Origin of the sequence: Bradyrhizobium sp. LB11.1, assembly GCF_040549385.1 — a bacterium.
Classification (GTDB): domain Bacteria; phylum Pseudomonadota; class Alphaproteobacteria; order Rhizobiales; family Xanthobacteraceae; genus Bradyrhizobium.
The window spans coordinates 210,001-235,356 of sequence record NZ_JBEPTH010000002.1; the positions used below are offsets into that span (position 1 = coordinate 210,001).

The 25,356-nt window shown below is 63.4% G+C and carries 20 protein-coding genes, 2 tRNA genes, 2 rRNA genes and 1 riboswitch (1 of these 25 only partly in view); of the genes, 8 read left to right on the plus strand and 16 right to left on the minus strand.

All coding sequences use genetic code 11. The annotated features are described in order from the left end of the window. The 4 genes from ABIA96_RS04865 to ABIA96_RS04880 form a co-directional block, all read right to left on the minus strand. Positions 1-102: ribosomal RNA gene (locus ABIA96_RS04865) — 23S ribosomal RNA — on the minus strand; it reaches 2,771 nt to the left of the window's first position. Between the two features lie 425 nt (positions 103-527). Further along, positions 528-603: transfer RNA gene (locus tag ABIA96_RS04870), tRNA-Ala, on the minus strand. Positions 604-712: 109 nt separating this feature from the next. After that, a tRNA-Ile gene (locus ABIA96_RS04875) sits at positions 713-789 on the minus strand. Positions 790-980: 191 nt separating this feature from the next. Further along, positions 981-2,469, minus strand: a 16S ribosomal RNA gene (locus tag ABIA96_RS04880). The 16S and 23S rRNA genes sit together here with 2 tRNA genes alongside, the layout of an rRNA operon. A gap of 1,002 nt (positions 2,470-3,471) precedes the next feature. On the opposite strand from ABIA96_RS04880, the gene ABIA96_RS04885 reads away from it, so the two are divergent. Beyond that, on the plus strand, positions 3,472-5,535 hold the full coding sequence (locus ABIA96_RS04885) for a peptidoglycan DD-metalloendopeptidase family protein (protein WP_354135893.1): 2,064 nt from the start codon (positions 3,472-3,474) through the stop codon (positions 5,533-5,535). Positions 5,536-5,621: 86 nt separating this feature from the next. Here the strand turns inward: ABIA96_RS04885 and clpB are convergent, their stop codons facing one another. Then, on the minus strand, positions 5,622-8,261 hold the full coding sequence (gene clpB / locus ABIA96_RS04890; RefSeq protein WP_354135894.1) for an ATP-dependent chaperone ClpB: 2,640 nt from the start codon (positions 8,259-8,261) through the stop codon (positions 5,622-5,624). Between the two features lie 242 nt (positions 8,262-8,503). Between clpB and ABIA96_RS04895 the strand changes: the two genes are divergently transcribed. Beyond that, entirely contained in the window at positions 8,504-9,307 is an 804-nt protein-coding gene (locus tag ABIA96_RS04895) for an MOSC domain-containing protein (RefSeq protein ID WP_354135895.1), read from the plus strand. Between the two features lie 118 nt (positions 9,308-9,425). On the opposite strand, the gene ABIA96_RS04900 is transcribed toward ABIA96_RS04895, so the two are convergent. Beyond that, positions 9,426-10,064, minus strand: coding sequence for an NlpC/P60 family protein (locus tag ABIA96_RS04900; protein WP_354135896.1), 639 nt, complete (start codon positions 10,062-10,064; stop codon positions 9,426-9,428). 214 nt (positions 10,065-10,278) lie between these two features. Here ABIA96_RS04900 and ABIA96_RS04905 point away from each other — a divergent pair, with 214 nt between their 5' ends. Next, a complete protein-coding gene (locus ABIA96_RS04905; RefSeq protein WP_354135897.1) occupies positions 10,279-11,142 on the plus strand; it encodes an alpha/beta fold hydrolase in 864 nt (287 codons plus the stop codon). Positions 11,143-11,277: 135 nt separating this feature from the next. On the opposite strand, the gene metW is transcribed toward ABIA96_RS04905, so the two are convergent. Then, positions 11,278-11,940, minus strand: a complete 663-nt coding sequence (gene metW, locus ABIA96_RS04910) for a methionine biosynthesis protein MetW (protein WP_354135898.1) — start codon at positions 11,938-11,940, stop codon at positions 11,278-11,280. A 15-nt stretch (positions 11,941-11,955) separates the two neighbouring features. Then, a complete protein-coding gene (metX, locus tag ABIA96_RS04915; protein ID WP_354135899.1) occupies positions 11,956-13,170 on the minus strand; it encodes a homoserine O-acetyltransferase MetX in 1,215 nt (404 codons plus the stop codon). A 90-nt stretch (positions 13,171-13,260) separates the two neighbouring features. Beyond that, positions 13,261-13,340: riboswitch (SAM riboswitch) on the minus strand. Positions 13,341-13,522: 182 nt separating this feature from the next. Here metX and ABIA96_RS04920 point away from each other — a divergent pair. The 3 genes from ABIA96_RS04920 to ABIA96_RS04930 are packed head-to-tail and all read left to right on the plus strand — an operon-like array spanning position 13,523 to position 16,438. Then, positions 13,523-14,371, plus strand: a complete 849-nt coding sequence (locus ABIA96_RS04920) for a chorismate mutase (RefSeq protein WP_354135900.1) — start codon at positions 13,523-13,525, stop codon at positions 14,369-14,371. A 34-nt stretch (positions 14,372-14,405) separates the two neighbouring features. After that, positions 14,406-15,500, plus strand: a complete 1,095-nt coding sequence (locus ABIA96_RS04925) for a pyridoxal phosphate-dependent aminotransferase (protein WP_354135901.1) — start codon at positions 14,406-14,408, stop codon at positions 15,498-15,500. After that, positions 15,497-16,438, plus strand: a complete 942-nt coding sequence (locus ABIA96_RS04930; RefSeq protein ID WP_354135902.1) for a prephenate/arogenate dehydrogenase family protein — start codon at positions 15,497-15,499, stop codon at positions 16,436-16,438. The genes ABIA96_RS04925 and ABIA96_RS04930 overlap by 4 nt, the downstream gene beginning before the upstream one ends. Here ABIA96_RS04930 and ABIA96_RS04935 read toward each other — a convergent pair. From ABIA96_RS04935 to ABIA96_RS04950, 4 genes are all read right to left on the minus strand, one after another. Next, positions 16,435-16,878, minus strand: a complete 444-nt coding sequence (locus ABIA96_RS04935) for a hypothetical protein (protein WP_354135903.1) — start codon at positions 16,876-16,878, stop codon at positions 16,435-16,437. The genes ABIA96_RS04930 and ABIA96_RS04935 overlap by 4 nt on opposite strands. 17 nt (positions 16,879-16,895) lie before the next feature. Beyond that, entirely contained in the window at positions 16,896-18,467 is a 1,572-nt protein-coding gene (locus ABIA96_RS04940; RefSeq protein WP_354135904.1) for a hypothetical protein, read from the minus strand. Between the two features lie 276 nt (positions 18,468-18,743). Next, positions 18,744-18,965, minus strand: a complete 222-nt coding sequence (locus tag ABIA96_RS04945; RefSeq protein WP_354135905.1) for a hypothetical protein — start codon at positions 18,963-18,965, stop codon at positions 18,744-18,746. Positions 18,966-19,181: 216 nt separating this feature from the next. Beyond that, positions 19,182-20,366, minus strand: a complete 1,185-nt coding sequence (locus ABIA96_RS04950; protein WP_354135906.1) for a DUF2125 domain-containing protein — start codon at positions 20,364-20,366, stop codon at positions 19,182-19,184. A gap of 110 nt (positions 20,367-20,476) precedes the next feature. On the opposite strand from ABIA96_RS04950, the gene ABIA96_RS04955 reads away from it, so the two are divergent. Further along, a complete protein-coding gene (locus ABIA96_RS04955; RefSeq protein ID WP_354135907.1) occupies positions 20,477-21,088 on the plus strand; it encodes a gamma-glutamylcyclotransferase in 612 nt (203 codons plus the stop codon). Here ABIA96_RS04955 and ABIA96_RS04960 read toward each other — a convergent pair. The 4 genes from ABIA96_RS04960 to ftsE all read right to left on the minus strand — a co-directional run bounded on the left by ABIA96_RS04960 (position 21,085) and on the right by ftsE (position 24,266). Continuing rightward, on the minus strand, positions 21,085-21,858 hold the full coding sequence (locus tag ABIA96_RS04960; RefSeq protein ID WP_354135908.1) for a lysophospholipid acyltransferase family protein: 774 nt from the start codon (positions 21,856-21,858) through the stop codon (positions 21,085-21,087). The genes ABIA96_RS04955 and ABIA96_RS04960 overlap by 4 nt on opposite strands. A gap of 11 nt (positions 21,859-21,869) precedes the next feature. Beyond that, on the minus strand, positions 21,870-22,574 hold the full coding sequence (locus tag ABIA96_RS04965) for a YdcF family protein (RefSeq protein ID WP_354135909.1): 705 nt from the start codon (positions 22,572-22,574) through the stop codon (positions 21,870-21,872). A gap of 71 nt (positions 22,575-22,645) precedes the next feature. After that, the gene (locus tag ABIA96_RS04970) at positions 22,646-23,614 is read right to left on the minus strand and encodes a cell division protein FtsX (protein ID WP_354135910.1); all 969 of its coding nucleotides are present in this window, start codon (positions 23,612-23,614) and stop codon (positions 22,646-22,648) included. Next, positions 23,607-24,266 carry a cell division ATP-binding protein FtsE gene (gene ftsE / locus ABIA96_RS04975; protein WP_354135911.1) on the minus strand — a complete coding sequence of 220 codons (660 nt, stop codon included), beginning with the start codon at positions 24,264-24,266 and terminating at the stop codon, positions 23,607-23,609. Before ftsE ends, ABIA96_RS04970 begins: the two co-directional genes overlap by 8 nt. A gap of 186 nt (positions 24,267-24,452) precedes the next feature. Between ftsE and ABIA96_RS04980 the strand changes: the two genes are divergently transcribed. After that, positions 24,453-25,328 (plus strand): MJ0042-type zinc finger domain-containing protein, encoded by an 876-nt coding sequence (locus ABIA96_RS04980; RefSeq protein WP_354135912.1) that lies wholly within the window; start codon positions 24,453-24,455, stop codon positions 25,326-25,328. The last annotated feature ends 28 nt before the right edge of the window (positions 25,329-25,356 follow it).

A 25,356-nucleotide genomic window follows, 5' to 3' on the forward strand; every position in this document is an offset into this window, starting at 1 on the left:
CAAAGCTTCTTCGCAGCTCCCCACGGCTTATCGCAGCGTAGCACGTCCTTCATCGCCTCTCAGCGCCAAGGCATCCACCGAACACCCTTAAGGCACTTGATTGCTCTCATTATCAATGTCCACACACTCGGCAGAATGTTGTCTGCAGAATTGCCAAGAGATCGAAATCTCTAAGGCACGCGCCCTCGATGAACGCTATCTGCAGCCGGACAATGATTAGAAAGACCAGCTTGCTTCGTAAGATCGTTCCGATAGCGAGGCGGTCAAGCTTCGCTAAAAGGATCATTTACAACTCGCTTGTCTCTCAGCGCAGCCTTGTGAGCTGCCTTGAAAGACGCACGAGCGCCGAAATGATCCGGAGATAATGAAGTATCGCGTAGCAATTGCTTGCTGCACGATCCAACTCGGATCGATCTCCTCTTTACAATGTCAGAAAACACGCACGTCACTGTCCATCCGGACTAGTGAGTGCGAAGTGATGTATCGCGGACGATTTAGGTGCAAGCTGCGCCGGCAATCAAACCATCTGGTGGAGCCAGACGGGATCGAACCGACGACCTCATGCTTGCAAAGCACGCGCTCTCCCAGCTGAGCTATGGCCCCGTAACCAGAAGACGAATGCTCGTTTGATTAGCCCGCCTTCGCCTAGGCTACGGCGTGGCAGCCTTCCTATCGAAGGGCTTGCCTAGCCGAAGCAGCGAAGCGCGAAGGCTGGTGGGCCTGGGAAGACTTGAACTTCCGACCTCACGCTTATCAAGCGCGCGCTCTAACCAACTGAGCTACAAGCCCCTAACGCATATCCAGTTAAGGACCGGGATCCCGCAACCATGCAGGCCCAGCGCGTGTTCGTCCGCGAAGAAAGAGAAACGTAGACGGCGAAATCCCGCCAATGCAGCTCAACGATCCTGACGACCGTTGGCCACTGATGTTTCTAAAACGATCCGATAGTGAGCCGAAGCTCGCTGAAGGATCATCCTTAGAAAGGAGGTGATCCAGCCGCAGGTTCCCCTACGGCTACCTTGTTACGACTTCACCCCAGTCGCTGACCCTACCGTGGCCGGCTGCCTCCATTGCTGGTTAGCGCACCGTCTTCAGGTAAAACCAACTCCCATGGTGTGACGGGCGGTGTGTACAAGGCCCGGGAACGTATTCACCGTGGCGTGCTGATCCACGATTACTAGCGATTCCAACTTCATGGGCTCGAGTTGCAGAGCCCAATCCGAACTGAGACGGCTTTTTGAGATTTGCGAAGGGTTGCCCCTTAGCGTCCCATTGTCACCGCCATTGTAGCACGTGTGTAGCCCAGCCCGTAAGGGCCATGAGGACTTGACGTCATCCCCACCTTCCTCGCGGCTTATCACCGGCAGTCTCCTTAGAGTGCTCAACTAAATGGTAGCAACTAAGGACGGGGGTTGCGCTCGTTGCGGGACTTAACCCAACATCTCACGACACGAGCTGACGACAGCCATGCAGCACCTGTGTTCCAGGCTCCGAAGAGAAGGTCACATCTCTGCGACCGGTCCTGGACATGTCAAGGGCTGGTAAGGTTCTGCGCGTTGCGTCGAATTAAACCACATGCTCCACCGCTTGTGCGGGCCCCCGTCAATTCCTTTGAGTTTTAATCTTGCGACCGTACTCCCCAGGCGGAATGCTTAAAGCGTTAGCTGCGCCACTAGTGAGTAAACCCACTAACGGCTGGCATTCATCGTTTACGGCGTGGACTACCAGGGTATCTAATCCTGTTTGCTCCCCACGCTTTCGTGCCTCAGCGTCAGTACCGGACCAGTGAGCCGCCTTCGCCACTGGTGTTCTTGCGAATATCTACGAATTTCACCTCTACACTCGCAGTTCCACTCACCTCTTCCGGACTCAAGATCTTCAGTATCAAAGGCAGTTCTGGAGTTGAGCTCCAGGATTTCACCTCTGACTTAAAAACCCGCCTACGCACCCTTTACGCCCAGTGATTCCGAGCAACGCTAGCCCCCTTCGTATTACCGCGGCTGCTGGCACGAAGTTAGCCGGGGCTTATTCTTGCGGTACCGTCATTATCTTCCCGCACAAAAGAGCTTTACAACCCTAGGGCCTTCATCACTCACGCGGCATGGCTGGATCAGGGTTGCCCCCATTGTCCAATATTCCCCACTGCTGCCTCCCGTAGGAGTTTGGGCCGTGTCTCAGTCCCAATGTGGCTGATCATCCTCTCAGACCAGCTACTGATCGTCGCCTTGGTAGGCCATTACCCTACCAACTAGCTAATCAGACGCGGGCCAATCTCTCGGCGATAAATCTTTCCCCGTAAGGGCTTATCCGGTATTAGCACAAGTTTCCCTGTGTTGTTCCGAACCAAGAGGTATGTTCCCACGCGTTACTCACCCGTCTGCCGCTGACGTATTGCTACGCCCGCTCGACTTGCATGTGTTAAGCCTGCCGCCAGCGTTCGCTCTGAGCCAGGATCAAACTCTCAAGTTGGACTTGAACTTTGAACCGGCTGATCACAACGTTTGACGAGGTCCCACCATTTTTTCATCGACCGAAATCGATGTGCTGCCTGCGATTCACATCGCTGGCAACGATGGTGTTTCCTTTGAAACGTGTACCGCCGAAGTCTTTCGTCCGGTCCCGATCCGAAAAGCCGAAGCTTTTCAAATGCGAGACCCGCAAGGACTCCGCCGTCCACGTTTCTCTTTCTTCATCTTCACTTGTCAAACAGCCCGGGACCAGGAGGCCCCAACCTTCCAGAGTGGAAGGGTTCCGACACCCTTACCGGCGACGAATGAACTCCAACCGATTTGTGTCGGCTGTTGTGCACTCAACGAGGTGAGGAGCATCAGTGGCGCGTTCGCTCGCCTTGGTCAGTGACCCGGCGGCGCCGCGCTCAGTGGTCGGGTTATAGGCCCCCCCGCCGGGGATTGTCAACGCCCATCGTCAACAAATCGTCGCACAGTGGATTGTTGAAAATAATCCAGCGATTCCAGCGCACTAGACGACCACAGAATGAGCGGGGCGAAGCCGCACCGCAAAAAATCTGAAAAAAAGTTCGCCTCCGAGGGGGCTCGGGAAGGGCTCCAGAGTGGGCTCCGAAAGCGGCCTACGGCGTCTCTCTCCCTGAGGCCCTTGCGCCCAGCCGTTCAGGAAACTTTTTCCATGTTAGGCGCCGTACTAGAGCCACAATCCCGCGGCGTTCTGGTATGAGACAAGCTTGAATCGCGGGGACGCCAGTGGGGGCTGCCGGCGATTTTCGTGGGGTTCAGAGAAGGCTATCCGACGGTGACGCGGCCTTCTTCGGACATTCGAAAGACATCGAGAGACCTTCACCTGCCTTGCTGTTCGTAATTTCGGCCGGGCCCCAGCTTGGGGCCTTCTGAGCACGAGCTGCTGTGCGGCACGGCTTTTACCGCGATCCCCCTGCAAGAGGGCGAGCGGGGAAAGGCGCGAAGCGAGGGTCTTGGGTCGTTGATTGGGGGACTTGGGTTGAACCAGAGGACGTCACGCGGCGCTTACGGGCGTGAGACCGGGATCATCGATCTCGGCCACGAGCCGCCGCTTTCCGTCGATGGTTCCGAGGCCGCCGTCATCGATCGCCGTCGCGTCTCGGTGCAATGGTTTAGCGGCACAATTCTGACCGGACTCTGCGGCGCAGCCTTGATCGGCGGCGCCGTTTTCGCATCTCTCGACGGCGAAATGACCTTCGCCAAGGTGCCGGAACGGGTCGAAGGCGCGCTCCGTGGTGCGTTCAGTGGTGCCGATCGCACCGCCACGCTGCACAAGAGCGACCGCCTGCCGCCGCCGAACGACTCCACCGCCTCGCGCAACATCGTGCGCGTCTCGACGGTCGCTCGCGTCGGCAACCGCGACGTGATGCGCGTGCGCCCATTCATCCGGATCGCCGGCAATCTGTCGATGACGACGAGCGATCTGTCAGCGAAAATCCCGCCGTTCAACGCGCAGCGTCTGCTCACCGATGTCGGCTCCGATCCGAAAACTGCTGCTGACGATCCGAACAATCCAGAAGCCGTCGAGCCCGACGCCGAGGTCTCCTTCGTCACCAAGGACCTCTCGTCGGTGCTGCCGAAGGCCAAGATTTCCGCGGTGGTGGCGCTCGACGACATCCTGATGCGGGTGCGCGATGCCGCCAATTGGCGCGGCAATGGCGGGGTGCGCTACGCATCCATCGCCAATGCTACCGCCGACGTCTCCGGCGCGACCGGCCCCTCCGACATGAAGATGGCCTACGCCACCGAGGTGTCGCCGTCCGATCCCTATGCCGGTTTCGAGACCCGCGTGGTGCCGGAAAACGTCACGCTGCTGCCCAAGACCAAGGAGCAGATCACCGGCGGCAATCCCAACGGCGAGCGCGTTCATCTCGTCAAGAAGGGCGACAGCGTCGGCTCCGTGCTGCGCGATCTCGGCGCCACGCCTGACGAGATCAAGGCGATCGCGGCGACGCTCGGCCCCCGCGGCCGCGACGGCGGCCTGAAGGAAGGCGAAAAGCTCCGCATCCTGATGGCGCCCGCAAGCCCCGGCGCCCGCCTCCAGCCCTACCGCGTCGTCGTCGCCAACGACACCATGGTCGAGGCGATCGCGGCGCTGTCCGATCTCGGCAAGTACGTCGCGGTCGATGTTTCCAGCATGAACACCGTCGCCGACGCCACGGCCAATAACAACAGCGACGACGACGAGGATGATGACGGCAGCGGCGTGCGGCTCTACCAGAGCATCTACGAGACCGCGATGCGCAACAAAGTGCCGATGCCGGTCATCGACGACATGATCAAGATCTACTCCTACGACGTCGATTTCCAGCGCAAGGTCGCGCCCGGCGACTCGTTCGACGTGTTCTACGCCGGCGAAGACGAGGGCTCGACGGCGGTCGACAAGAACGATGTGCTGTTCGCCTCCCTCACTATCGGCGGCGAGACCAAGAAATACTATCGCTACCTGAGCCCCGACGACGGCGTCGTCGACTACTACGACGAGACCGGCAAGAGCGCGAAGAAGTTCCTGGTCAGGAAGCCGGTCAACACCGCCATCATGCGCTCCGGCTTCGGCGGCCGCCGCCATCCGATCCTCGGCTATGTGAAGATGCACACCGGCGTCGACTGGGCCACCGCCTATGGCACGCCGATCTTCGCCGCCGGCAACGGCGTGATCGAGAAGGCCCAGCTCGAAGGCGGCTACGGCAAATACGTCCGCATCAAGCACAATAACGGCTACGAGACCGCCTACGGCCACATGTCGGCCTTCGCCAAGGGCATGGAGCCCGGCAAGAAGGTGCGGCAGGGCCAGGTCATTGGCTTCGTCGGCTCGACCGGCCAGTCGACCGGCCCGCACGTCCACTACGAAATTCTCGTCAACGGCCGCTTCGTCGACCCGATGCGCGTGAAACTGCCGCGCGGCCGTTCGCTGGAAGGCCCGATGCTCGCGGGCTTCGAGAAGGAACGCGACCGTCTCGACGGCATGATGAGCGGCCGCAACGGCGCCATCGCCCGCATGTCGGACGCCACTGGCGGCCCGCTCCAGGTCAGCAACCGGTAATTTCCTGGATCAGACGACGTCAAAAGAAATGCCCTGGAGAGGACAATCTCTCCGGGGCGTTTTTCGTTTTGCCCAAGTGCCAGCCTTCAATTCAGCTTGCGCTTCGACACCGGTGCCTCGAACTGCGCGATCTCCGCGGTCTGCGGCGCCTTGCCGTTGAAGGTCAGCACATTGCCTTCGGACGAGAGCGCGACGCTGTCTCCGTCCCTGACATCGCCGGCCAGGATCATCTCGGCGAGCGGATCCTGGACGTAGCGCTGGACCACCCGCTTCAGCGGCCGGGCGCCGTAAGCGGGATCCCAGCCCTTGGCGGCGAGCCAGTCGCGCCCCGAAGCGTCGAGCGTCAGCACGATCTTGCGATCGATCAGCAGCTTCTGCAGGCGCGCGAACTGGATCTCGACGATCCGGCCCATCTCGCTCCGCTGCAAGCGATGGAACAGGATGATCTCGTCGACGCGGTTGAGGAATTCGGGGCGGAAATGTCCCCGGACCATCCCCATGACCTGTTCACGTACGGCAGAGGTGTCTTCGCCCTCGGGTTGATTCACCAAAAACTCCGAACCGAGGTTCGAGGTCATGATAATCAGCGTGTTGCGGAAATCGACGGTACGACCCTGGCCATCGGTCAGCCGGCCGTCGTCGAGCACCTGCAACAGGACGTTGAAAACGTCCGGATGGGCTTTTTCGATCTCGTCGAACAGCACGACCTGATAAGGCCGGCGCCGCACCGCTTCGGTCAGCGCGCCGCCCTCGTCATAACCGACATAGCCCGGAGGCGCGCCAATCAGCCGCGAGACCGAATGCTTCTCCATGTATTCGGACATGTCGAGGCGGACCATCGCGGTCTCGTCGTTGAAGAGGTACTCGGCGAGCGCCTTGGTCAGCTCGGTCTTGCCGACGCCCGTGGGGCCCAAGAACATGAACGAACCGGTCGGCCGGTGCGGGTCCTGCAGGCCCGCGCGCGATCGGCGCACGGCGGTCGCGACCGCACGCACGGCCTCAGCTTGGCCGACGACACGCTGTCCGAGCTGCTCCTCCATCTTCAGGAGCTTCTCCTTCTCGCCCTCCAGCATCTTGTCGACGGGCACGCCGGTCCAGCGCGAGACCACCTGCGCGATGTGGTTGGCGGTAACAGCCTCCTCCATCATCTCGCCGGAGTTTTCACGCGCCTCGATGTCGGCAAGCTGCTTCTCGAGCTGCGGGATCCGGCCATAGGCCAGCTCGCCCGCCTTCTGGAATTCGCCGCGCCGCTGCGCGTCGGCCAGATCGACGCGCAAGGCGTCCAGCTCGGATTTCAGCTTCTGGGCGTCGGAGAGCTTGTTCTTCTCCGCACTCCAGCGTGAGGTCAGCGCCGCGGACTTCTCCTCAAGCTCGGCCAGCTCCTTCTGAAGCGTCTCGAGACGCGACTTGGAGCCAAGATCGCTTTCCTTCTTGAGCGCTTCCTGCTCGATCTTGAGCCGGATGATCTCGCGGTCGAGCGAATCCAGCTCTTCCGGCTTGGAATCGACCTGCATCTTCAGCCGCGCGGCCGCCTCGTCCATGAGGTCGATCGCCTTATCGGGCAGGAAGCGGTCGGTGATGTAGCGGTTGGACAATGTCGTGGCCGCAACAAGCGCGGAATCGGTGATCCGCACGCCATGGTGCTGCTCGTACTTGTCCTTCAGGCCGCGCAGGATAGAGATCGTGTCCTCGACCGAGGGCTCGCTGACGAAGATCGGCTGGAAACGCCGCGCCAGCGCCGCATCCTTCTCGACATGCTTGCGGTACTCGTCGAGCGTGGTCGCGCCGATGCAGTGCAGCTCGCCGCGCGCAAGCGCGGGCTTGAGCAGGTTGGAGGCGTCCATCGCACCGTCGCCCTTGCCCGCACCGATCAGCGTGTGCATCTCGTCGATGAACAGGATGAAATTACCGTCGCTCGCGGTGACTTCCTGGAGCACGGCCTTCAGCCGCTCCTCGAACTCACCGCGGTATTTCGCACCCGCAATCAGTGCGCCCAGGTCGAGCGACAGCAGCTTCTTGTCCTGGAGGCTCTCAGGCACATCGCCGTTGACAATACGCAGCGCGAGGCCTTCCGCGATGGCGGTCTTGCCGACGCCGGGCTCGCCGATCAGGACGGGATTGTTCTTGGTCCGGCGCGAGAGCACCTGAATCGTCCGGCGAATCTCCTCGTCGCGGCCGATGACCGGGTCGAGCTTGCCGTCGCGCGCAGCCTGGGTGAGGTCGCGGGCATATTTTTTCAGCGCGTCATAGGCGTTCTCCGCGGTTGCGGAGTCCGCGGTGCGGCCCTTGCGCAGTGCCTCGATCGCCGCGTTGAGATTTTGCGGGGTGACGCCGCCCTTGGCGAGAATCGTGCCGGCCTCGCTGATCTTCTCCAGCGTGAGGCCGAGCAGCAGCCGCTCGACGGTGACAAAGCTGTCGCCGGCCTTCTCGCCGGCCTTCTCAGCTACGTCGAAGGTGCGGGCGAGCTCCGGCGCCAGATAGATCTGGCCGGCACCGCCGCCACTGACCTTCGGCACCTTGTTGAGGGCCTCTTCGGTCGCCTTCAGAATTGCGCGGGAATTGCCGCCGGCGCGGTCGATCAAACCGGAGGCCAAGCCCTCATTGTCGTCCAGCAGGACTTTCAGGACGTGCAGGGTCGAAAACTGCTGGTGCCCCTCGCGCACCGCAAGCGACTGCGCGGACTGAACGAAGCCCCTGGAGCGTTCGGTATATTTGTCGATATTCATGGTCTTTTCTTTCCCTCGGCCTGCCCCTGGAGCCCTCTAAGGCACCCCAAACGGCATCTTCACTGGGTTTCCGCTTGATACGTTGATGGTCCTCAACCAACAGCGGTCGTTATCAGCCGGCGCTGGCGCCGGCCTGACCCAGATGTGGGAAGCGTGCCCTCGGATCGGAAGAGGCGAGTTCACAATTTCGTGCGCTGATCCGCCTGCTTGGCGCGGGCCGGTCGAATCCCCTAAGTAGGCCCATGAACGCCAGCGCAAAAACAGTCGGCCACACTGCCGAGATCACCGGCCTTTACCGCTACCCGATCAAGGGCCTGACGCCGGAATCCCTGCCCCGGGTCCCCTTGCGAACCGGCCGGACCCTGCCGTCCGACCGCCGCTACGCCATCGAGAACGGCCCGAGCGGGTTCGACCCGGAGGCCCCCGAGTGGAAGCCGAAGATCCAGTTTTTGATGCTGGCCCGCAATGAGCGGCTCGCTTCGCTCGACAGCCATTTCGAGGACGCGACCAACAGCCTCACCATCCGCAAGGACGGCCGGATCGTCGCCAGCGGCGATCTCGAAACCGCGGCCGGGCGCGCCGCCATCGAGGACTACTTCGCAGAGAACTTTCAGCCGGAGCTGAAGGGTCCGCCCAAGGTGCTCTCCGGCAGGGGCCACAGCTTTTCCGACGTCGCCCGCAAGGTCGTGTCCATCATCAATCTCAACAGCGTCCGCGCCATCGAGACCATGCTCGGCGGCGCCGCCGTCAATCCGCTGCGCTTCCGCGCCAATCTCTACGTGAAGGGCTGGCCGGCCTGGTCCGAGTTGGACCTCGTGGGCCAGACGCTGGCGATCGGCCAGGCCCGGCTGAAAGTGGTCAAGCGCATCGTCCGCTGCCCGGCCGTCAACGTCGATCCGGAGACGGCCGCGCGCGATCTCGAGATACCACCGACGCTGTCGCGCAATCTCGGCCACATGGATTGCGGCGTCTATGCCGAGGTGGTGGCGGACGGCGAGATCGGCGTGGGCGACGCGGTCGCGGTAGAGGAGCCGAGATTGGTGTGACGGGGCACCGCTGCCGCAACAGCCTCCGTCATTGCGAGCGCAGCGAAGCAATCCAGAGATCTACCCGCTGAGACAGTCTGGATTGCTTCGTCGCAAGAGCTCCTCGCAATGACGAACGTCAATTCGGCATCACATACGCATAGATCCGGCCGCGCGAGATCGGCGCCTCGCGGACGCGGTTGCCGTTGTTGCCGGAGATCATGATCGGATTTCCCTGGGCGTCGATGCCGGTGATGATGCCGACATGACCGCCGCCGCGCCGCCCCATCACCGCAATGGCGCCGACCTGCGGACCGGAGACACGCGTACCATAACGCGCGAATGAGCTCGCCATGTCGGAGCCGGTACCCTGATGGCCGGTGCGCTGCAGCACCATGTTCATGAACCGCGCGCACCACAGGCTGCCACGCCCGGTCGGGTTGCCGCCGATATAGCGGCGCGCCTCTGACACGAGACCGGATCCACCGCCAAAGCCGCCGCTCACGCCCGCGCCTGCATTGGCATTCGGGTCATAGCTGGCCTGGGTGTTGGCAAACTTGCTCGCCTGCAATTGCTCCGCGCTGCGCTCGAAGCGCGAGCTGCGTGCATGGTGGCGATAATGATGATGTCTGGCGTGGTGCACGTAAGCGTGCCGCTCTGCGCTATGACGATGATGCGGCCGCGCTGAGGCCGGAGAAACGAACGCGGCAACCGCCGCGAAGAACAGCGCCAGCGCGACAACACAACGCGACAGGCGAGACGCAAACAACTCAAACATTCTTCATCCTTCTTGACACCCCACTTCCCAATCGACCGGTGCGGTGGTCGACATCGATAAGGCCGTTAAGCCGCCCGATGTGGCGAGAAAAAGACGCCACGTCGGCGAATAGCTGCGATGATTTTGCGTCAGTGCTGGCTTGAGGCTGCCGCATTGCGGACAACAGCATTAACTGCAATCCTGAAGTCACGGCTTGAAGAGAGGGAAACAGTTAATGCCCCACGCCACGACCTGGGACGATGTCCGCATCTATTTCGAAGAAGCGGGTCAGGGAACGCCGATACTTTTTCTGCACGAGTTCGCGGCTGACTACACCAATTGGGAGCCGCAGATGCGTTACTTCTCGCGCGCCCACCGCTGCATCACCTATTCCGCGCGCGGCTACACGCCATCTGATGTGCCTGATGGCGAGGCCTACACCTACGAACATTTCTACACCGACGCGCTCGCGGTGCTCGATCATCTCAAGATCGAGCGCGCGCATCTCGTCGGCCTCTCGATGGGTGCCTATTCATCGCTCCAGATCGGATTGAACGCGCCGCAGCGCGCGTTGTCGATGACACTCGCCGGCGTCGGCTCGGGGTCAGAGATCGAGAACCTCGAAAATTGGCGCAAGCAGTGCCGCGCCAATTCCGAGCAGTTCGAGACGCTCGGCTCCGCCGAGATCGCCAAGGTCACGCGCGAGGCGCCGAGCCGGATTCCCTTCCTGGTGAAGGACCCGCGCGGCCACGCCGATTTCTATGCCGCGCTGGCACGGCACGATTCCAAGGGTTCAGCCAACACGATGCGCGGTTTCCAGGGCGGACGGCCGTCGATCTACACCATGACGGGCGCGATCCGAGGCGTGGCAACGCCGACGCTGATCATTTGCGGTGACGAGGACGATCCATGCGTCGGGGCGAGCCTGTTCCTCAAGAAGCATCTTCCGGCCGCAGGCCTCGCAATGTTTCCCAAGTCCGGCCACGTGCTCAATCTCGAGGAGCCCGCGCTGTTCAATGAAAGTGTGGAGCGGTTCGTGACGCTGGTGGAAGCAGGACGGTGGCCGGTGCGCGATCCGCGGTCGCTGGCGGCGCATTAGAGCGAAGGCGTTACCACATGCTCCGTCATTGCGAGGAGCCCTTGCGCCGAAGCAATCCAGACGACCTTCGAGGAAAAGATTCTGGATTGCTTTGCTGCGCTCGCAATGACGGTGGATAGACCTGACGAGTAACGACTACTTCCCCTGTCCGCGGCTGAGCAAAAACACGCCCTGCTCGCCGAACAGATTCCACACCCACCACGGCAACCGCAACCGCAGCGGGCGGCCGTAGAGGTCGAGCGCTTCGGCGCGCTCCATCTTGACGCCGATGGTGTCGCAAAGCTCAACGAAGTCCTTGATGGTGCAGAAATGGATGTTGGCGGTGTCGTACCAGCTGGCCGGCAGATTCTCCGTGCGCGGCATGTGGCCGCCGACCAGGAGTTGGAGGCGCATCCGCCAGAAGCCGAAATTCGGGAACGAGACGATGGCGCAGCGACCGATGCGCAGGAGATTCTCAAGCACCACCTTCGGCTGTCGCGTCGCCTGCAGCGTCTGCGACAGGATCACGTAATCGAAGGCGTCATCCGGATAATTCACCAGGTCGGTGTCGGCATCACCCTGTACCACCGCGAGGCCTTTTGCCACGCAGCGGTTGACGCCCTCGCGCGACAGCTCGATGCCGCGGCCGTCGATGCCGCGGGTCTCCAGCAGCTGAAGCAGATCGCCCTCGCCGCAGCCGACGTCGAGCACTTTCGATCCCGGCTTGACCATCTCGGCGACCAGCAGATGGTCGGCGCGAAATGGGCCGGACTGCTCCGCAGCGAGGCCGTTGAGCGGCAGCACTTCCTGTACAGACATCGCTAGCCGTCCTTGTCAGTCGTTCCTGTCAGTGTTCTTGCCGGTGAGCCCGCGCGCCTTGCCGGCCGATTGCAGGAAGGCGCGGGAGATGTCCAAGAACTCGGGCACGTCGAGCAGGAAGGCATCGTGGCCGCGATCGGTCTCGATCTCGGCGAACGACACCCGCGCGCTCGACGCATTCAGCGCATGGACCAGCGCGCGCGATTCCGAGGTCGGGAACAGCCAGTCGCTGGTGAAGGAGACCACGCAGAAGCGCGTCTGGATGTCCGCGAACGCTTTCGCAAGCACGCCGCCATGGTCGCCGGCGATGTCAAAGTAGTCCATCGCGCGGGTCAGATAGAGATAGGAGTTGGCGTCGAAGCGCTCGACAAAGGACGAGCCCTGGTAGCGCAGATAGGACTCGACCTGGAAGTCGGCGTCGAACGAGAAGGTCGGCAGCTCGCGGTCCTGCATGCGGCGGCCGAACTTGCGATGCAGCGCCGCGTCCGAGAGATAAGTGATGTGCGCCGCCATGCGCGCGACCGCGAGGCCGCGATGCGGATGGATGCCCTGATCGGCGTAGGCGCCATTATGCCAGTCGGGATCGGCCATCACGGCCTGACGACCGAGCTCGTGGAAGGCGATGTTCTGCGCCGAGTGCCGCGTCGAGCAGGCAATCGCCAGCGCCGAGTATACGCGCTTGGGGTAGGCCGCGGTCCATTGCAGCACCTGCATGCCGCCCATCGAGCCGCCGACGACAGCGAACAGCGTGTCCACGCCGAGCCGGTCGATCAGCATCGCCTGCGCGCGCACCATGTCGGGAATGGTGATGACGGGAAAATCCAGGCCCCACACCTTGCCGGTCGCGGGATTGATCGAGGCCGGGCCGGTCGAGCCCATGCAGCCGCCGATCACGTTGGCGCAGATGATGAAGTAGCGGCTCGGATCGAGCGGTCGACCTGCGCCGACCAGCGTATCCCACCAGCCGGACTTGCCGGTGACCGGGTGCACATTGGCGACGTGCTGATCGCCGGTCAGCGCATGGCAGATCAGCACGGCGTTGGAGCGATCGGCGTTGAGCTCGCCATAGGTCTTGTAGGCGATCTGGAACGGGGTGAGATCGATGCCGCAATCGAGCCGCAGCGGCTGGTCGGCGCCGAACTGCGCGACCTCTGAACTCGGATGATCGACCTCATGCGACCGATCGTCGGCACTGATCGCGGGACTGGGGACAGACTTGACGCCAACCATCTGACCATCGACCTCGTTTGCGATCAGACTTTTGACCGCGATGAAATCAGGCCATAAAAAACCCGGCCTGAACGATAGGTTCGGCCGGGATCGAAAACGTCCCCGGCCTGTTTAGCGAGTTTTTTAACGTGGCTGCAAGCCGGCCGGCTCAAATGACCACGGAACAGGCAAAACCTACTGTCTTGGGCGGTTTTCGTCAAGTCGCGGTCCGGATTCGCCAAAATCATCCCTGATGCGCCGGCCAAAAAGGCCTTTGCTTTCGCCGCCCTGACTGCCTAATCAGGACATTGACCCGCAGCGGATCCGGCTTGCCCGCCCGCATTTGGAATGCCTCTCAGCAACCTTGTCAGATATGTCCCAACGTCCGCCCGCGCCACCATCGCTCCAGGAATTGCGCAAGGAGATCGACGCGATCGACGAGGGCATGCACCGCCTGTTGATGCAGCGCGGCGACATCATCGACCGCCTGATCCAGGTGAAGCAGACCCAGGAGGTCGGCTCGGCGTTCCGCCCGGCGCGCGAGGCGTCCATGATGCGTGACATCGTGCAGCGCCATCGCGGCATCCTCCCGCTCGACACGGTCGAGAGCATCTGGCGCGTCATCATCTCCACGTTCACCTATGTCCAGGCGCCGTTCTCCGTGCATGCCGACATCTCGGTGAGCGAGCCGGCGATGCGTGATTCCGTGCGCTTCCATTTCGGCTTCACGGTTCCTTACGTCGCGCATTTCAGCGCGCAGGCTGCGGTCGAGGCGGTGGCGAAGTCCAAGGGCGATCTGGCGCTGGTCTCGGCGACGTCGAGCCGCACGCCGTGGTGGCTGGAGCTGGAATCAGACGGCGCGCCGAAGATCATTGCACGGCTGCCCTTCGTCGAGCGCGCCGATCATCCGGCGGCGCTGCCCGTGTTCGCGGTCTCGCGCGTCGCCGACAGCGCCGTGGTGACGGAGGTCGAAACCTTCAGCGTGCGCGTATCAGGGTGGAACGCCGAGGTCGCGCGGGCGCTGTCGCCGCTCGCCGAGATCGTGGCAGTGCCCGATACCGCCTTCGACGGCGCGGCACTTCTGGTCTCGGTCACGAGCGCGACCAGCATCGACAAAATCAAGGCTGCCCTGATCGACGCGGGGGCCTCGGTGCGTTCCACAGCCCTCGTCGGCAGCCACGCAACGCGCTATACGGTGCCCCCGACCGGGTTGAAATCGTAGATCGCGAACTGACCTAGCCTATCCGGAGTTAATGATGTCCCGCCCCGTGCCGAATCCCGGCATTCTCGATATTGCGCCCTACACGCCCGGCAAGAGCCCGGTCGCAGAGCCGGGCCGCAAGGTGTTCAAGCTTTCGGCCAACGAGACCCCGTTCGGACCCTCCCCCAAGGCGATCGAGGCCTTCAAGCACGTCGCGGACCATCTGGAAGACTACCCGGAAGGAACCTCGCGCGTGCTGCGCGAAGCGATCGGCCGTTCTTTCGGGCTCGATCCCAACCGCATCATCTGCGGCGCCGGCTCGGACGAGATCCTCAATCTGCTCGCCCACACCTATCTCAGCCACGGCGACGAGGCGATCTCGACCACGCACGGCTTCCTGGTCTACCCGATCGCGACCATGGCCGTCGGCGCCAGGAACGTGGTCGCGGCCGAGATGAACCTGACCTGCGACGTCGACGCCATCCTCAAGGCGGTGACGCCGAAGACGAAGCTGGTCTGGCTCGCCAACCCCAACAACCCGACCGGCACCTATATCCCGTTCGACGAGGTCAAGCGCCTGCGCGCCGGCCTGCCCTCGCATGTGCTGCTGGTGCTGGACGCCGCCTATTGCGACTACGTCTCGCGCAATGACTACGAGATGGGGATCGAGCTGGTCGCCACCACCGACAATACGGTGGTGACGCACACCTTCTCCAAGATCCACGGCCTTGCCGCGCTGCGGATCGGCTGGATGTTCGGCCCCGAGCACATCATCGACGCGGTCAACCGCATCCGCGGTCCCTTCAACGTGTCGACGCCGGCGATGTATGCCGCGGTCGCCGCGATCGAGGACACCGCGCACCAGGCGATGTCGAAGCAGTTCACCGAGACCTGGCGCAACTGGCTGACCGAGGAGATCGGCAAGCTCGGGCTGAAGGTGACGCCGGGCGTCGCCAATTTCGTGCTGATCCATTTCCCGGAGACCGGGAAGACCTCGGACGCGGCCGATGCCTATCTCACCAAGCGCGGACTCGTGCTGCGCGGGCTGAAGAATTACGGCCTGCACCATGCGCTACGCATGACCATCGGCACCGAAGAGGCCAACCGCCTCGTCGTCGACGGCTTGCGCGACTTCATGGCAGGCAAATGAGCGTGGACCCGCACTTCCAGCGCGTCGCACTGATCGGCTTCGGTCTGATCGGCGGCTCGATCGCGCGCGCTGCGAAGCTTCAGGGCCTGGCTTCCGAGATCGTCACCACCGCACGCTCTGAGAAGACGCGCGCGCGGGTGATGGAACTCGGTATCGTCGATCAGGTCGTGGCGACCAATGCGGAAGCGGTGAAGGATGCCGATCTCGTCATCCTCTGTATTCCCGTCGGCGCCTGCGGGCCGGTGGCGCAGGAGATCGCTGCGCATCTGAAACCCGGCGCTGTCATCTCCGACGTCGGCTCGGTCAAGGGTGCGATCGTCAAGGATATGGCACCGCATCTGCCGAAAACTGTTCATTTCGTGCCGGCGCATCCGGTCGCGGGCACCGAACATTCGGGTCCGGATTCCGGCTTCGCCGAGCTCTTCATCAATCGCTGGTGCATCTTGACGCCGCCGGAAGGCACCGACGCCGCGGCCACCGCCCATCTGCGCGCGTTCTGGGCGGCAATGGGTGCCAAGGTCGAGGTGATGACGCCGGATCATCATGATCTCGTGCTCGCGATCACCAGCCATCTGCCGCACCTGATCGCCTACACCATCGTCGGCACCGCCGACGAGCTGCAGCAGGTGACCGAGTCCGAGGTCATCAAATTCTCCGCCGGCGGCTTCCGCGACTTCACGCGCATCGCAGCCTCGGATCCAACGATGTGGCGCGACGTCTTCCTCGCCAACAAGGATGCGGTGCTGGAGATGCTCGGCACCTTCACCGAGGATCTGGCAAAGCTCACCCGCGCGATCCGTCGCGGTGACGGCGAAGCGCTGTTCGATCACTTCACCCGCACCCGCGCCATCCGCCGCGGCATCGTCGAGATCGGCCAGGATTCGGCCGCCGCAGATTTCGGCCGCCAGCACGGGCAGCTCGACAAGAAGCCGGGCTAACAGCGATCCTTGATCCGCGCGATGCGGCGTCGGCCGGCAACGCCTGCGCCGATCTGCATGCACACGCCCAGCATCCAGGTGGCGCCGAACAGGAGATTGCCGGCGGGATCTGACGTCTCGTCGAAGACGAAAGCATAGAGCGCGAGCAGGCCGGCTCCGGCCGCGAGGAATGTGCCGGTCGCGCTGGCAAGACCAATCGCGGGCGATCGACGCGCCGGCCCTGCCTGAAGCTGCGGCCAGCGGGGGATGTCGATCCCGAGATAGGCGCCGATCATGCCGAGTACGATCAGCAAGATTGTGAATTCGACCGTGTCGAACCAGGGCAGCTCGACCCGCATCAGCAATGCGGCGACGAAGGTGGCGCCGACCGCACCCGTCATCGCCAGGCCAAGCCGGGCGACGACGTGCGCGAGCCGAAGGATCAGAAGACCGTCGGACAATTGCCGTCCTCTGAAGATTAGAACGGATAGTACCGGATCTGCGTCATGACGATGTTGTCGTCGGTCTTGGGCGCGCCGCCGACACCGGCGAAGGCGAACCGCTGCGTGTAGGAGTACTGCACGCCGGCTTTCAGCGTGCCGTAATTGCCCTGGTAGATGGTGTCGTAGATGCCGGCGGTGATCTGCCGAACTTCCCTGGTGTTGCCGTTACAGGTCGCGGCCGGCGTGTTCTCGGTGAAGCAGCCGGTGTTGTTGTAGAGCGGATTGCCGTAACCGAACGGAGTGGTCCCGACATTGGCGAAATTGGCCTTGGCCTTTTCGAGGCCGGCGTAGCTGTAGACATCGAGGCTCGGCGTTGCGTGCCAGATCAGGCCGACCGCGGCCGCGGTGATCGTCAGTGGCAGCACCGTGCCGTCCTGCGCCACCGCCGCATCGGGGAACGGCGTCGCGGTGAAGCGGCCGAGCACGCCATGCGCGCCGTAGAGCTGGAGGTCGAGGGTCTTCGGAATCAGTTCGGCGAACACGTGACCGCCGAAGCTGCCGGTGTCGTAGGTGTGGTTGGCACCGTTGAAGCGATCGAACAGCTGGCGATAAAGCGCCCAGGCTTCGACGTGCAGCTTGTAGGGTCCGAGCCGCGGATCCCACGCCGCCTTGACGGTCAAGTCAGGCATTTGGTTCAAGCTGACATTGTTGAGGTTGTTGAAGAAGCTGCCGCCCGGTCCGGTCAGATTGACCTGAAGGTTCGGGTTCAGCACGCCCTGCGGACCGACCGCGGGCGTGCCGACCGTCGGCGTGTTGCCGCCGAAGAAGGCGGTCTGCGCATTTTCAACGGACGCCGCAAGCTTGAACTCGGGACCGATATCCTTCCAGACGCGCAGACCCGGTTGTCGTGCCGCCAGAAAACCCGGGACGGATTCGAAGTCGATAACGCCGGGCGCATCGACACCGCGGGGATCTATGCCCGTCTTGGTCGGCGCGTTCAGCGACCAGGATTGGCCAGCCAGGAAGTGCAGGCCGAGATCGGTCCGGTCGAGCTCGAGACTGAGCTGCCGCATCCGCGGGTTGAAGGAGTTGGTGGCAACCGAGCTCGCCGTCTGCGCCGCGCCCTCGAAGTCGATTTCGCCGTAACCGGCGAGATGTGTATCGGGATCGGCATTGCCTTCGGCGAGCACGGAGAACCTGCTCTGGCGCGCGGAGAACCGCGTCTCCGGGAAGTAGAAATTGTGAGCCTGCTGATAGGGGATGAAATTGAAAACCGAGCCGGTGTCGGAGGCGATGTTGCGCGAACGGTAGATACCGGTGAGATCGACCCAGCCGCCGAATGTCAGCGTGACGCCCTTGTAGCAGACCTTGCCGCCCGCACATGCCTCGACGGGGAGTGCCTTGTAGATCCCCGGCATCGGCATGACTTTGGCCTGCACTGCTTCGACTTGACGCGTCTTACGCGCCTCCGAATCCACCCGCTGCTGCAGCTCCTTCAGCTTCGCCTTCAACGCCTGGATTTCGGTTGTGACAGTGTCGTCGGCACGCGCCTGTCCCGAACAGGCAGCGAGTAGTCCCAGCATCAGCCCGTAGTTGATGATCCGCACGTAAGCCTCCCTCCACTTGGGAAGCTTGTCCTGATGGTCGCGCCTCCTCCGGCGCGTGCGTGCTTCCCTGGTGTGGAGTGATTTGAATGGGCCGGCTGTTATTCGCAGGCCCGCGCATCTTCTGCATCACGTTTTCCTGACGATCATGTTCGGAATATTTTCGCCGCTTGTCCGATCCGCACGCGCATGACCGCCTCACATGCAGCGCGCATTGGGCCCGACCGGACATGGCCGGGCCCAACTCCGCGACGCGCAACGTCTCAAGGGGAATGGCGGCTATTTTCCCTTGGTCGCGCGGATCACCGTGGGGCGCGGTGATTTCGCGGAAGACACGTAGGGCATGATATCGCGCCTCGCCGGGCTCGCGAGATGACGGTCGCCGTTCGGGAATTGGGCTTCGTACGCAGCCGGCTCATGCGACTGCCACTGCGCGAACGCAGGCGTCGCGAACGCAGCCGTGACGGCGATGGCGGCAACCAACAGTTTTGACGTGGACATGATATTCTCTCCTGCCTCGGCGGCCCCACTTCAGTGGGCAGTCGACATGGAGAGAGAGCGGGCTTGGCGGCTCCGCATTCCCGGCAGACGATCACAATCCAGCGAAGAGACCGTGACGTGGGTTCGTAGCCCGGATGGAGCGAAGCGCAATCCGGGATTTCTGGATACGGTTGGCGCTGTCCCGGATTTCACTGCGCTCCATCCGGGCTACAGGAATCAATACAGCGGCGGGATCTCACCGACCTTGACCGGGCCGAGCAGCACGGCGCCGTCGACGAATTTCAGCGGGAAGCTGCGGGCCTTCTTGCCCTCGAGCGTGCTCTCGGTGCCGATCGAGTTGATCCCGGCGGCAACGCCGGCGTTGGCGTTCTGCTTGATGACCTTGCCGAGGCCGGGAATAGCCCGGTCGAGCGCGCCGAAAAGATTATTGAGGTCCTTTGATTTCACGCCGGGCGCGACGCGATCAAGCGTCGCCTGCGGCACGCCCTCCTCCAGCATCTTCTCGATGCCGAGCGCCGGGATGACGCGCTCGAGGCCGGTCACCGTCATCTGCAATTCGCCATCTAGTCGGCCATTGGCCGAGAGGCCCAGCGTGCCCGCCGCGACCGCGATCATCTCGCCCTGCTGGATCCGCGACTGCACGATCTCGATATGACCGCCGGCCGCCTGGATCTCGCGGAAGCGCTGCGGCCAGGGTTTTGGCGTGAGGTCGGAGAGCCCCGTGATCTTCGCGCGGGTGTCGGCTTCGAACGGCTCGGCGAGCAAGGGATGAACGCCCTGGATGCTGCCCTGCGCGATCTGGAGCACGGTCTCGATCACGGGGTGATCGGCCGGCGATCCGTCCGCGATGCGCCCATGCAGCTCAATCTGCTTGGCGCGCGCGAGCGGCACCTGCACGTTACCGTCCATCCGATTGATGCTGGGATCGTCGAACACGATGGAGGCGCGGTCCGGGATAGCCGGCAAGCCGACCACGCTGCTGCGGCCCTTGCTCCAGTTCACCACGAAGGTGTTTTGCGTGACACCATCGGTCAGCGTTGCCGGCGCCGAAAACTCGGCGATGATGTGCTTGGGATCGTAGACCTGCGCCAGAACCAGAATGTTGTCGAGCTTGGCCGTGAACGGCGTCTTGCTCGCATTCTGCGAGACCAGCGCGACGCTGGCGCCGGAGCACTGGACCTCGAAGCGGAACGGGAAGCCGGCAATCGAGCGCTTGGCGCAGTCATAGATGCGGCCGGATTTCGCCTCCTGCGCGCGCCAGGCATCGGCAGCGACCTCGGCCTGCGAGGCCGCATAGAACCAGAAGCCGCTCCAGGCGACTGCAAGGATCAGGAGGAGGACGGGAGCAATGAAGAGCCCCCAACGGGAGCGCCGGCCCGCGGCAACGGTCATATCGGACATGCGGCGACCCTTTGACCCCAGATTTTGTCAAATGTAAGCGAGGCCGGCCTCCGACGAAAGGCGGAGAATTCGCTTCGCTTGGGGGCGCGGTTCTGTTAGCCGTGCCCGAAATGTCGGAAATCACCCTCCCCTCCGTCACCACAGCCAAGGGCGACCTCTGGGTGTTCGGCTACGGCTCGCTGATGTGGCGGCCGGGCTTCGAATTCGAGGAGCGCGTCCCGGCGCGGCTGGTCGGCGAGCATCGCGCGCTCTGCGTCTATTCCTTCGTGCATCGCGGCACGCCGGAGCAGCCGGGCCTGGTGCTGGGGCTCGACCGGGGCGGCGCCTGCCGCGGCATCGCCTTCCGCGTCGCTGAAAAGAACCGCGCCGAAATCGTCGGCTATCTGCGCGCACGCGAGCAGGTGACGTCGGTCTATCGCGAGGTGATGCGCTCGGTGTGGCTGGAGAACGAAGCGCGTGAGCGCGTCTCTGCGCTCGCCTATGTCGTCGACCGCGGGCATGTGCAGTATGCCGGCCGGCTGTCGCTCGCCGACCAGCATCGCCATGTGCTGCAGGGCCATGGCCAGTCCGGCGCCAATCGCGACTATGTGACGGCGACCGTCAAGGCGATCGAGGCCGAGGGGTTTCGCGACACGCAATTGCATCAGCTCGCGACGATGCTGCATGGCGACGCGCATTCGCTGCACGCGCCGGCTCCCGACAACAACAGAGACAGCCGCTAGCTCTCTGACGGAGCGTAGCTCGGTGCACTGCCGATCAACTGCTCCTGCTCCTTGCGGCCAGCTTCGACGAGGCGGCCGGTCGCATCTTCGATCGCCGTCTGCACGCGCATGAGAAATTCGTTCTTGGGCAGACCCGGCGGCAGCGGATCGAGGAACTCCACCACCAGCGTGCCGGGATAGCGCATGAAAGTCCGGCGCGGCCAGAACAGGCCGGAGTTCAGCGCGATCGGCAGGCACTGCACGCCGCAGGACGAATAGATCTGCGCAAAGCCGGTCTTGTAGTCAGGCGGCGCCCCCGGCGCGCGACGTGTGCCTTCCGGAAAGATCACGAGCTGGCCGCCTGCGCGCACCGCCTCGCGCGCGCGACGCGTCATGTCCAGCAGCGCCTTGACGCCGGCATTGCGGTCGATCGCGATCATCCCGGTCTTGACCAGGAACTGACCGAACACCGGAATCTGCATGAGCTGACGCTTGAGAATGAAGATCGGGCGGTTGAAGAAGCCCGGCAGCACGAACGTCTCCCAGAACGACTGGTGCTTCGCCACGATCACCAGCGGTCCCTGCGGGATCTTCTCGACGCCGCGGAATTCCACCCTGATGTTGCAGACCACGCGCATCAGGAAAACCGTCGCCCTCGCCCACCATTTGGCAACAGTCAGCATGGCCCGCGGCGGCAACGCGAAGGTCGGCAGCGCCACGATCGCGAGGCCCACCAGCACCGTGTAGAACAGCACGTTGAACAGCAGCGAGCGCAGGAAAATCAGGAACATCGAAAATCCGATCAATTGGCCTGCGCCGTGGCAGGCCGCCTGGATTGCAGACCCGCAGGCTGCTCCGACACTTCTGGCGAAAGGTCAATCCCGAAATCTTCCAGCCGCACCCTGAGCTCCGCCGCGACATATTTGACATATTCGGACAACAGCAGCCGCAGCGTCGAGGCCGAGGTCCACCACGGCTCGTCGCGCCATTTGTCACCGACCACGACGAACGGGATCAGCGCGGTTTCCGGCATCACATGCGAGAATTCCACCAGCGCGCGCGGCATGTGATAGTTCGAGGTGACCACGATCAGCGATTTGAAGCCACGCCCCTCGGCCCAGCGCCGCGCCTCCTCCGCATTCCCACGGGTCGTGAGCGCGGTGCGGTCGAGATCGACGCAGCAGGTCATGAAGGACTGGTTCTCCGGCAGCGTCCGGGAGATGTCGCTCGCCGTCGAGGTCGGATGCACGCCCGAGATCAAAAGCCTTTTGCCGTAACCGGCCGCCAGCAGTTCCATCGCATCCGACACCCGCGAAGAACCCCCGGTCAGCACCACGATGCCGTCAGCCTTGCGATCCGGCGCGATCTCGGCGCCGCGCAATTGCGACAGGAACGCGACGAAGCCCGCCGCCGCGCCAACAAGGACGAACGCAATCGTCGAGACGACGGTCGCGCGGAGCCAGCCGCGCGGCAGTTTCGGCGATCGATCGTCGGTCGGCGAGGTCATATGATGTCGGTGATCCCTTCCCCGGATTATTTTAGGACGTTTTGAGGCGAAGTGGAGTCCGGTTTATCGGCCTAGTCGACGTCATTCAACGTCGCAAACAGCGTCTGGCGCGAGGCGACCGCTGTGATCGCGCCGATCAGGACGGCCTGCACCGCGAGCACGACATAGCCGGACGGTCGCAGCGAGAAGGTGCCGAGCAGGGCTGCGAACTGGTCGCCGACCGGGGTGCCGGAAAACCAGCCGGCGATCGACTCCGAGAAGCCGAACAGCAGCATGGCGACGCCGCCACCGATGACACCGCCCTCGAGGCCGAGCCTGAGGAAATGCCGCAGAAAGTGATTGGCGATGTAGCGGTCGCCGGCGCCGACGAAATGCAGAACCTCGACGATCGGGCGGTTCGCCGCCATCGCGCCGCGGGTCGCGAACGAGACCGAGATGATGGTCGCGACGATGACGAGCGCAAGGATGCCGATGCCGGCGAACACGGTGGCATTGGTCATTGAGCGCATCCGTTCGATCCAGGCGCGGTGATCGTCGACGCTGGCGCTTGGCGCCACCTGCGTCACACGCGCGCGCAAAGCGCCGAGATCGAGCGCGGTGCCCGGCTGTACGCGCGCGATGATCATGCGCGGCACCGGCAGATCGTCCATCGAGAGCCCGGTGCCGAGCCAGGGCTCGAGCAGCTTGCCGCTCTCCTCCTTGGTGAACGGCTTGACCTCGACAATGCCGCCTTGCGCGCGCATCGCCTCGGTGACGGCGGCCGTATCGCGCTCGATGTCGCGTCCCGATTGTGGGCGGACCTGGATGGTGATCTCGCTCGCGACATCCGACTGCCATTCCGCGGCCGAGGCGCTCACCAGCAGCACCGTGCCCGTTGTCATCGAAGCAAGAAAGGTCATGATGGCGACGACGGCGACCAGCGCGCGGCCATGGATCGAGGCGCGCGGCACGATTGGCGACATGTTGCGCGCCCTGGCCGGAAGCTGCGGACGCTCCTGTCCGAGATCGATCAATACGCCGCGCTCGTCGGTCCTACTCATAGACGTGCAACCGTCCCTGATGCAGGACGAAGCGGCGCGCTTCGTACTGGTCCATCAGCGCGATGTCGTGGGTTGCGATAATAACGGCGGTGCCTGATTTGTTGAGCTCGATGAAAAGCCGGAGCAATCGTCGCCCCAGCGTCGGATCGACGCTGCCGGTCGGCTCGTCCGCGAGCAGCAGTTGCGGTCGCGAGATCACCGCGCGCGCAATCGCCGCGCGCTGCTTCTCGCCACCGGACAAAATCGGCGGCAGCGCATCCATACGCTCGCCCAAACCCACCCAGCGCAGGAGGTCGATGACCTCCTTGCGGTAGCTCGATTCACTGCGGCCCATGACGCGGAACGGCAGCGCCACGTTCTCGTAAGTCGTCATGTGGTCGAGCAAGCGGAAATCCTGCAGCACGATGCCGATGCGCTTGCGCAGATCCGCGATCTCATCCTTGCCGAGCTGGGAGATGTCGTGGCCGAACAGATTGACGAGGCCCCGCGTCGGCCGATGCGACAGGAACAACAGGCGCAGCAACGACGTCTTGCCGGCGCCGGACGGGCCGGTGAGGAACTGGAACGAATGCGCCGGGATCTGGAAACTGAGGTCGCGCAGGACCTCCGGCCCCAGACCGTAACGCAATCCGACATTTTCGAACCGAACCAAGCTCAGCTCCGTTCGAGAGGTGACGCAGGCGCGTTGCCAGCGAGATTTCGCCGCATGCGATCAAGGGGTTGTGCGGCCGTTATGGTTTCCGGTTCGTTAACGGTCGCCCTGTAGCATCCTCGACAATATCCTTAGCAGTTTCCTTGGCGCCCGGTTCCGCGCGACAAGTCTTGGTCGAGGCCGTCCATGCATATCGTCTGCCCCCATTGTACGACATCCTACGCCATCAAGCTTGCAAGCCTTGGGGCCAACGGCCGGACGGTTCGTTGTTCCCGCTGCAAGGAGACCTGGATGGCGCATCCGGAGGATGCCGTCGAGGAGGTGGCCGTACCGGCCATGGCCGCGGCCAGCCAGGCCGACGACCAGTCCGACCTCGCCGAGCAGTGGAACTCCTACGCCAAGGACGATGCCGCCGAGACCCCGGTGGTCGACAGCCCCTCGATCGCCAGCGACTGGCCGACCGAGGACGCTGCCGAGCCGGAGGACGAGTGGTCGGCGGCGGCCCGGGAAGCCGAGGAGGAAGTCGTCGGCGCGCAGCACCAGTCCTGGTTCAGCGGCCTGTTCAGCCGCCGTGGGGCAAAGGTGAGCCGCCCGGCCCCGGCCGTGGCCCGGCGAAGGTCCTATTTCGGCCTGCCGACTGCCTGCGCCGCCATGGGTGCGGTGGTGCTGGCGCTGGTGATCTGGCGCGGCGACATGGTCCGGCTGCTGCCGCAGACCGCGGCCTTCTACAAGATGGCCGGCCTCGAAGTGAATCTGCGCGGGCTCGCCTTCAAGGACGTCAAGCTCTCCAGCGAGACCGTGGACGGCAAGCAGGTGCTGGTGATCGAGGGCGTGATCGTCGGCCAGGGCAAGAAGGCGCTCGATATCCCGCGCTTGCGCTTTGCCGTGCGCGACGCGCAAGGCGCCGAGATCTACGCCTGGAATTCGGTGCTGGAGCAGACCGTGCTGCAACCCGGCGAGCGCGCCTTCTTCCGCTCGCGCCTGGCCTCGCCGCCGCCGGAAGGCCGCAATATCGACGTTCGCTTCTTCAACCGGCGCGACATTGCCGGCGGCAGCGTATAATCAAGTCCGCAAGGTCCGCACGGGAGGT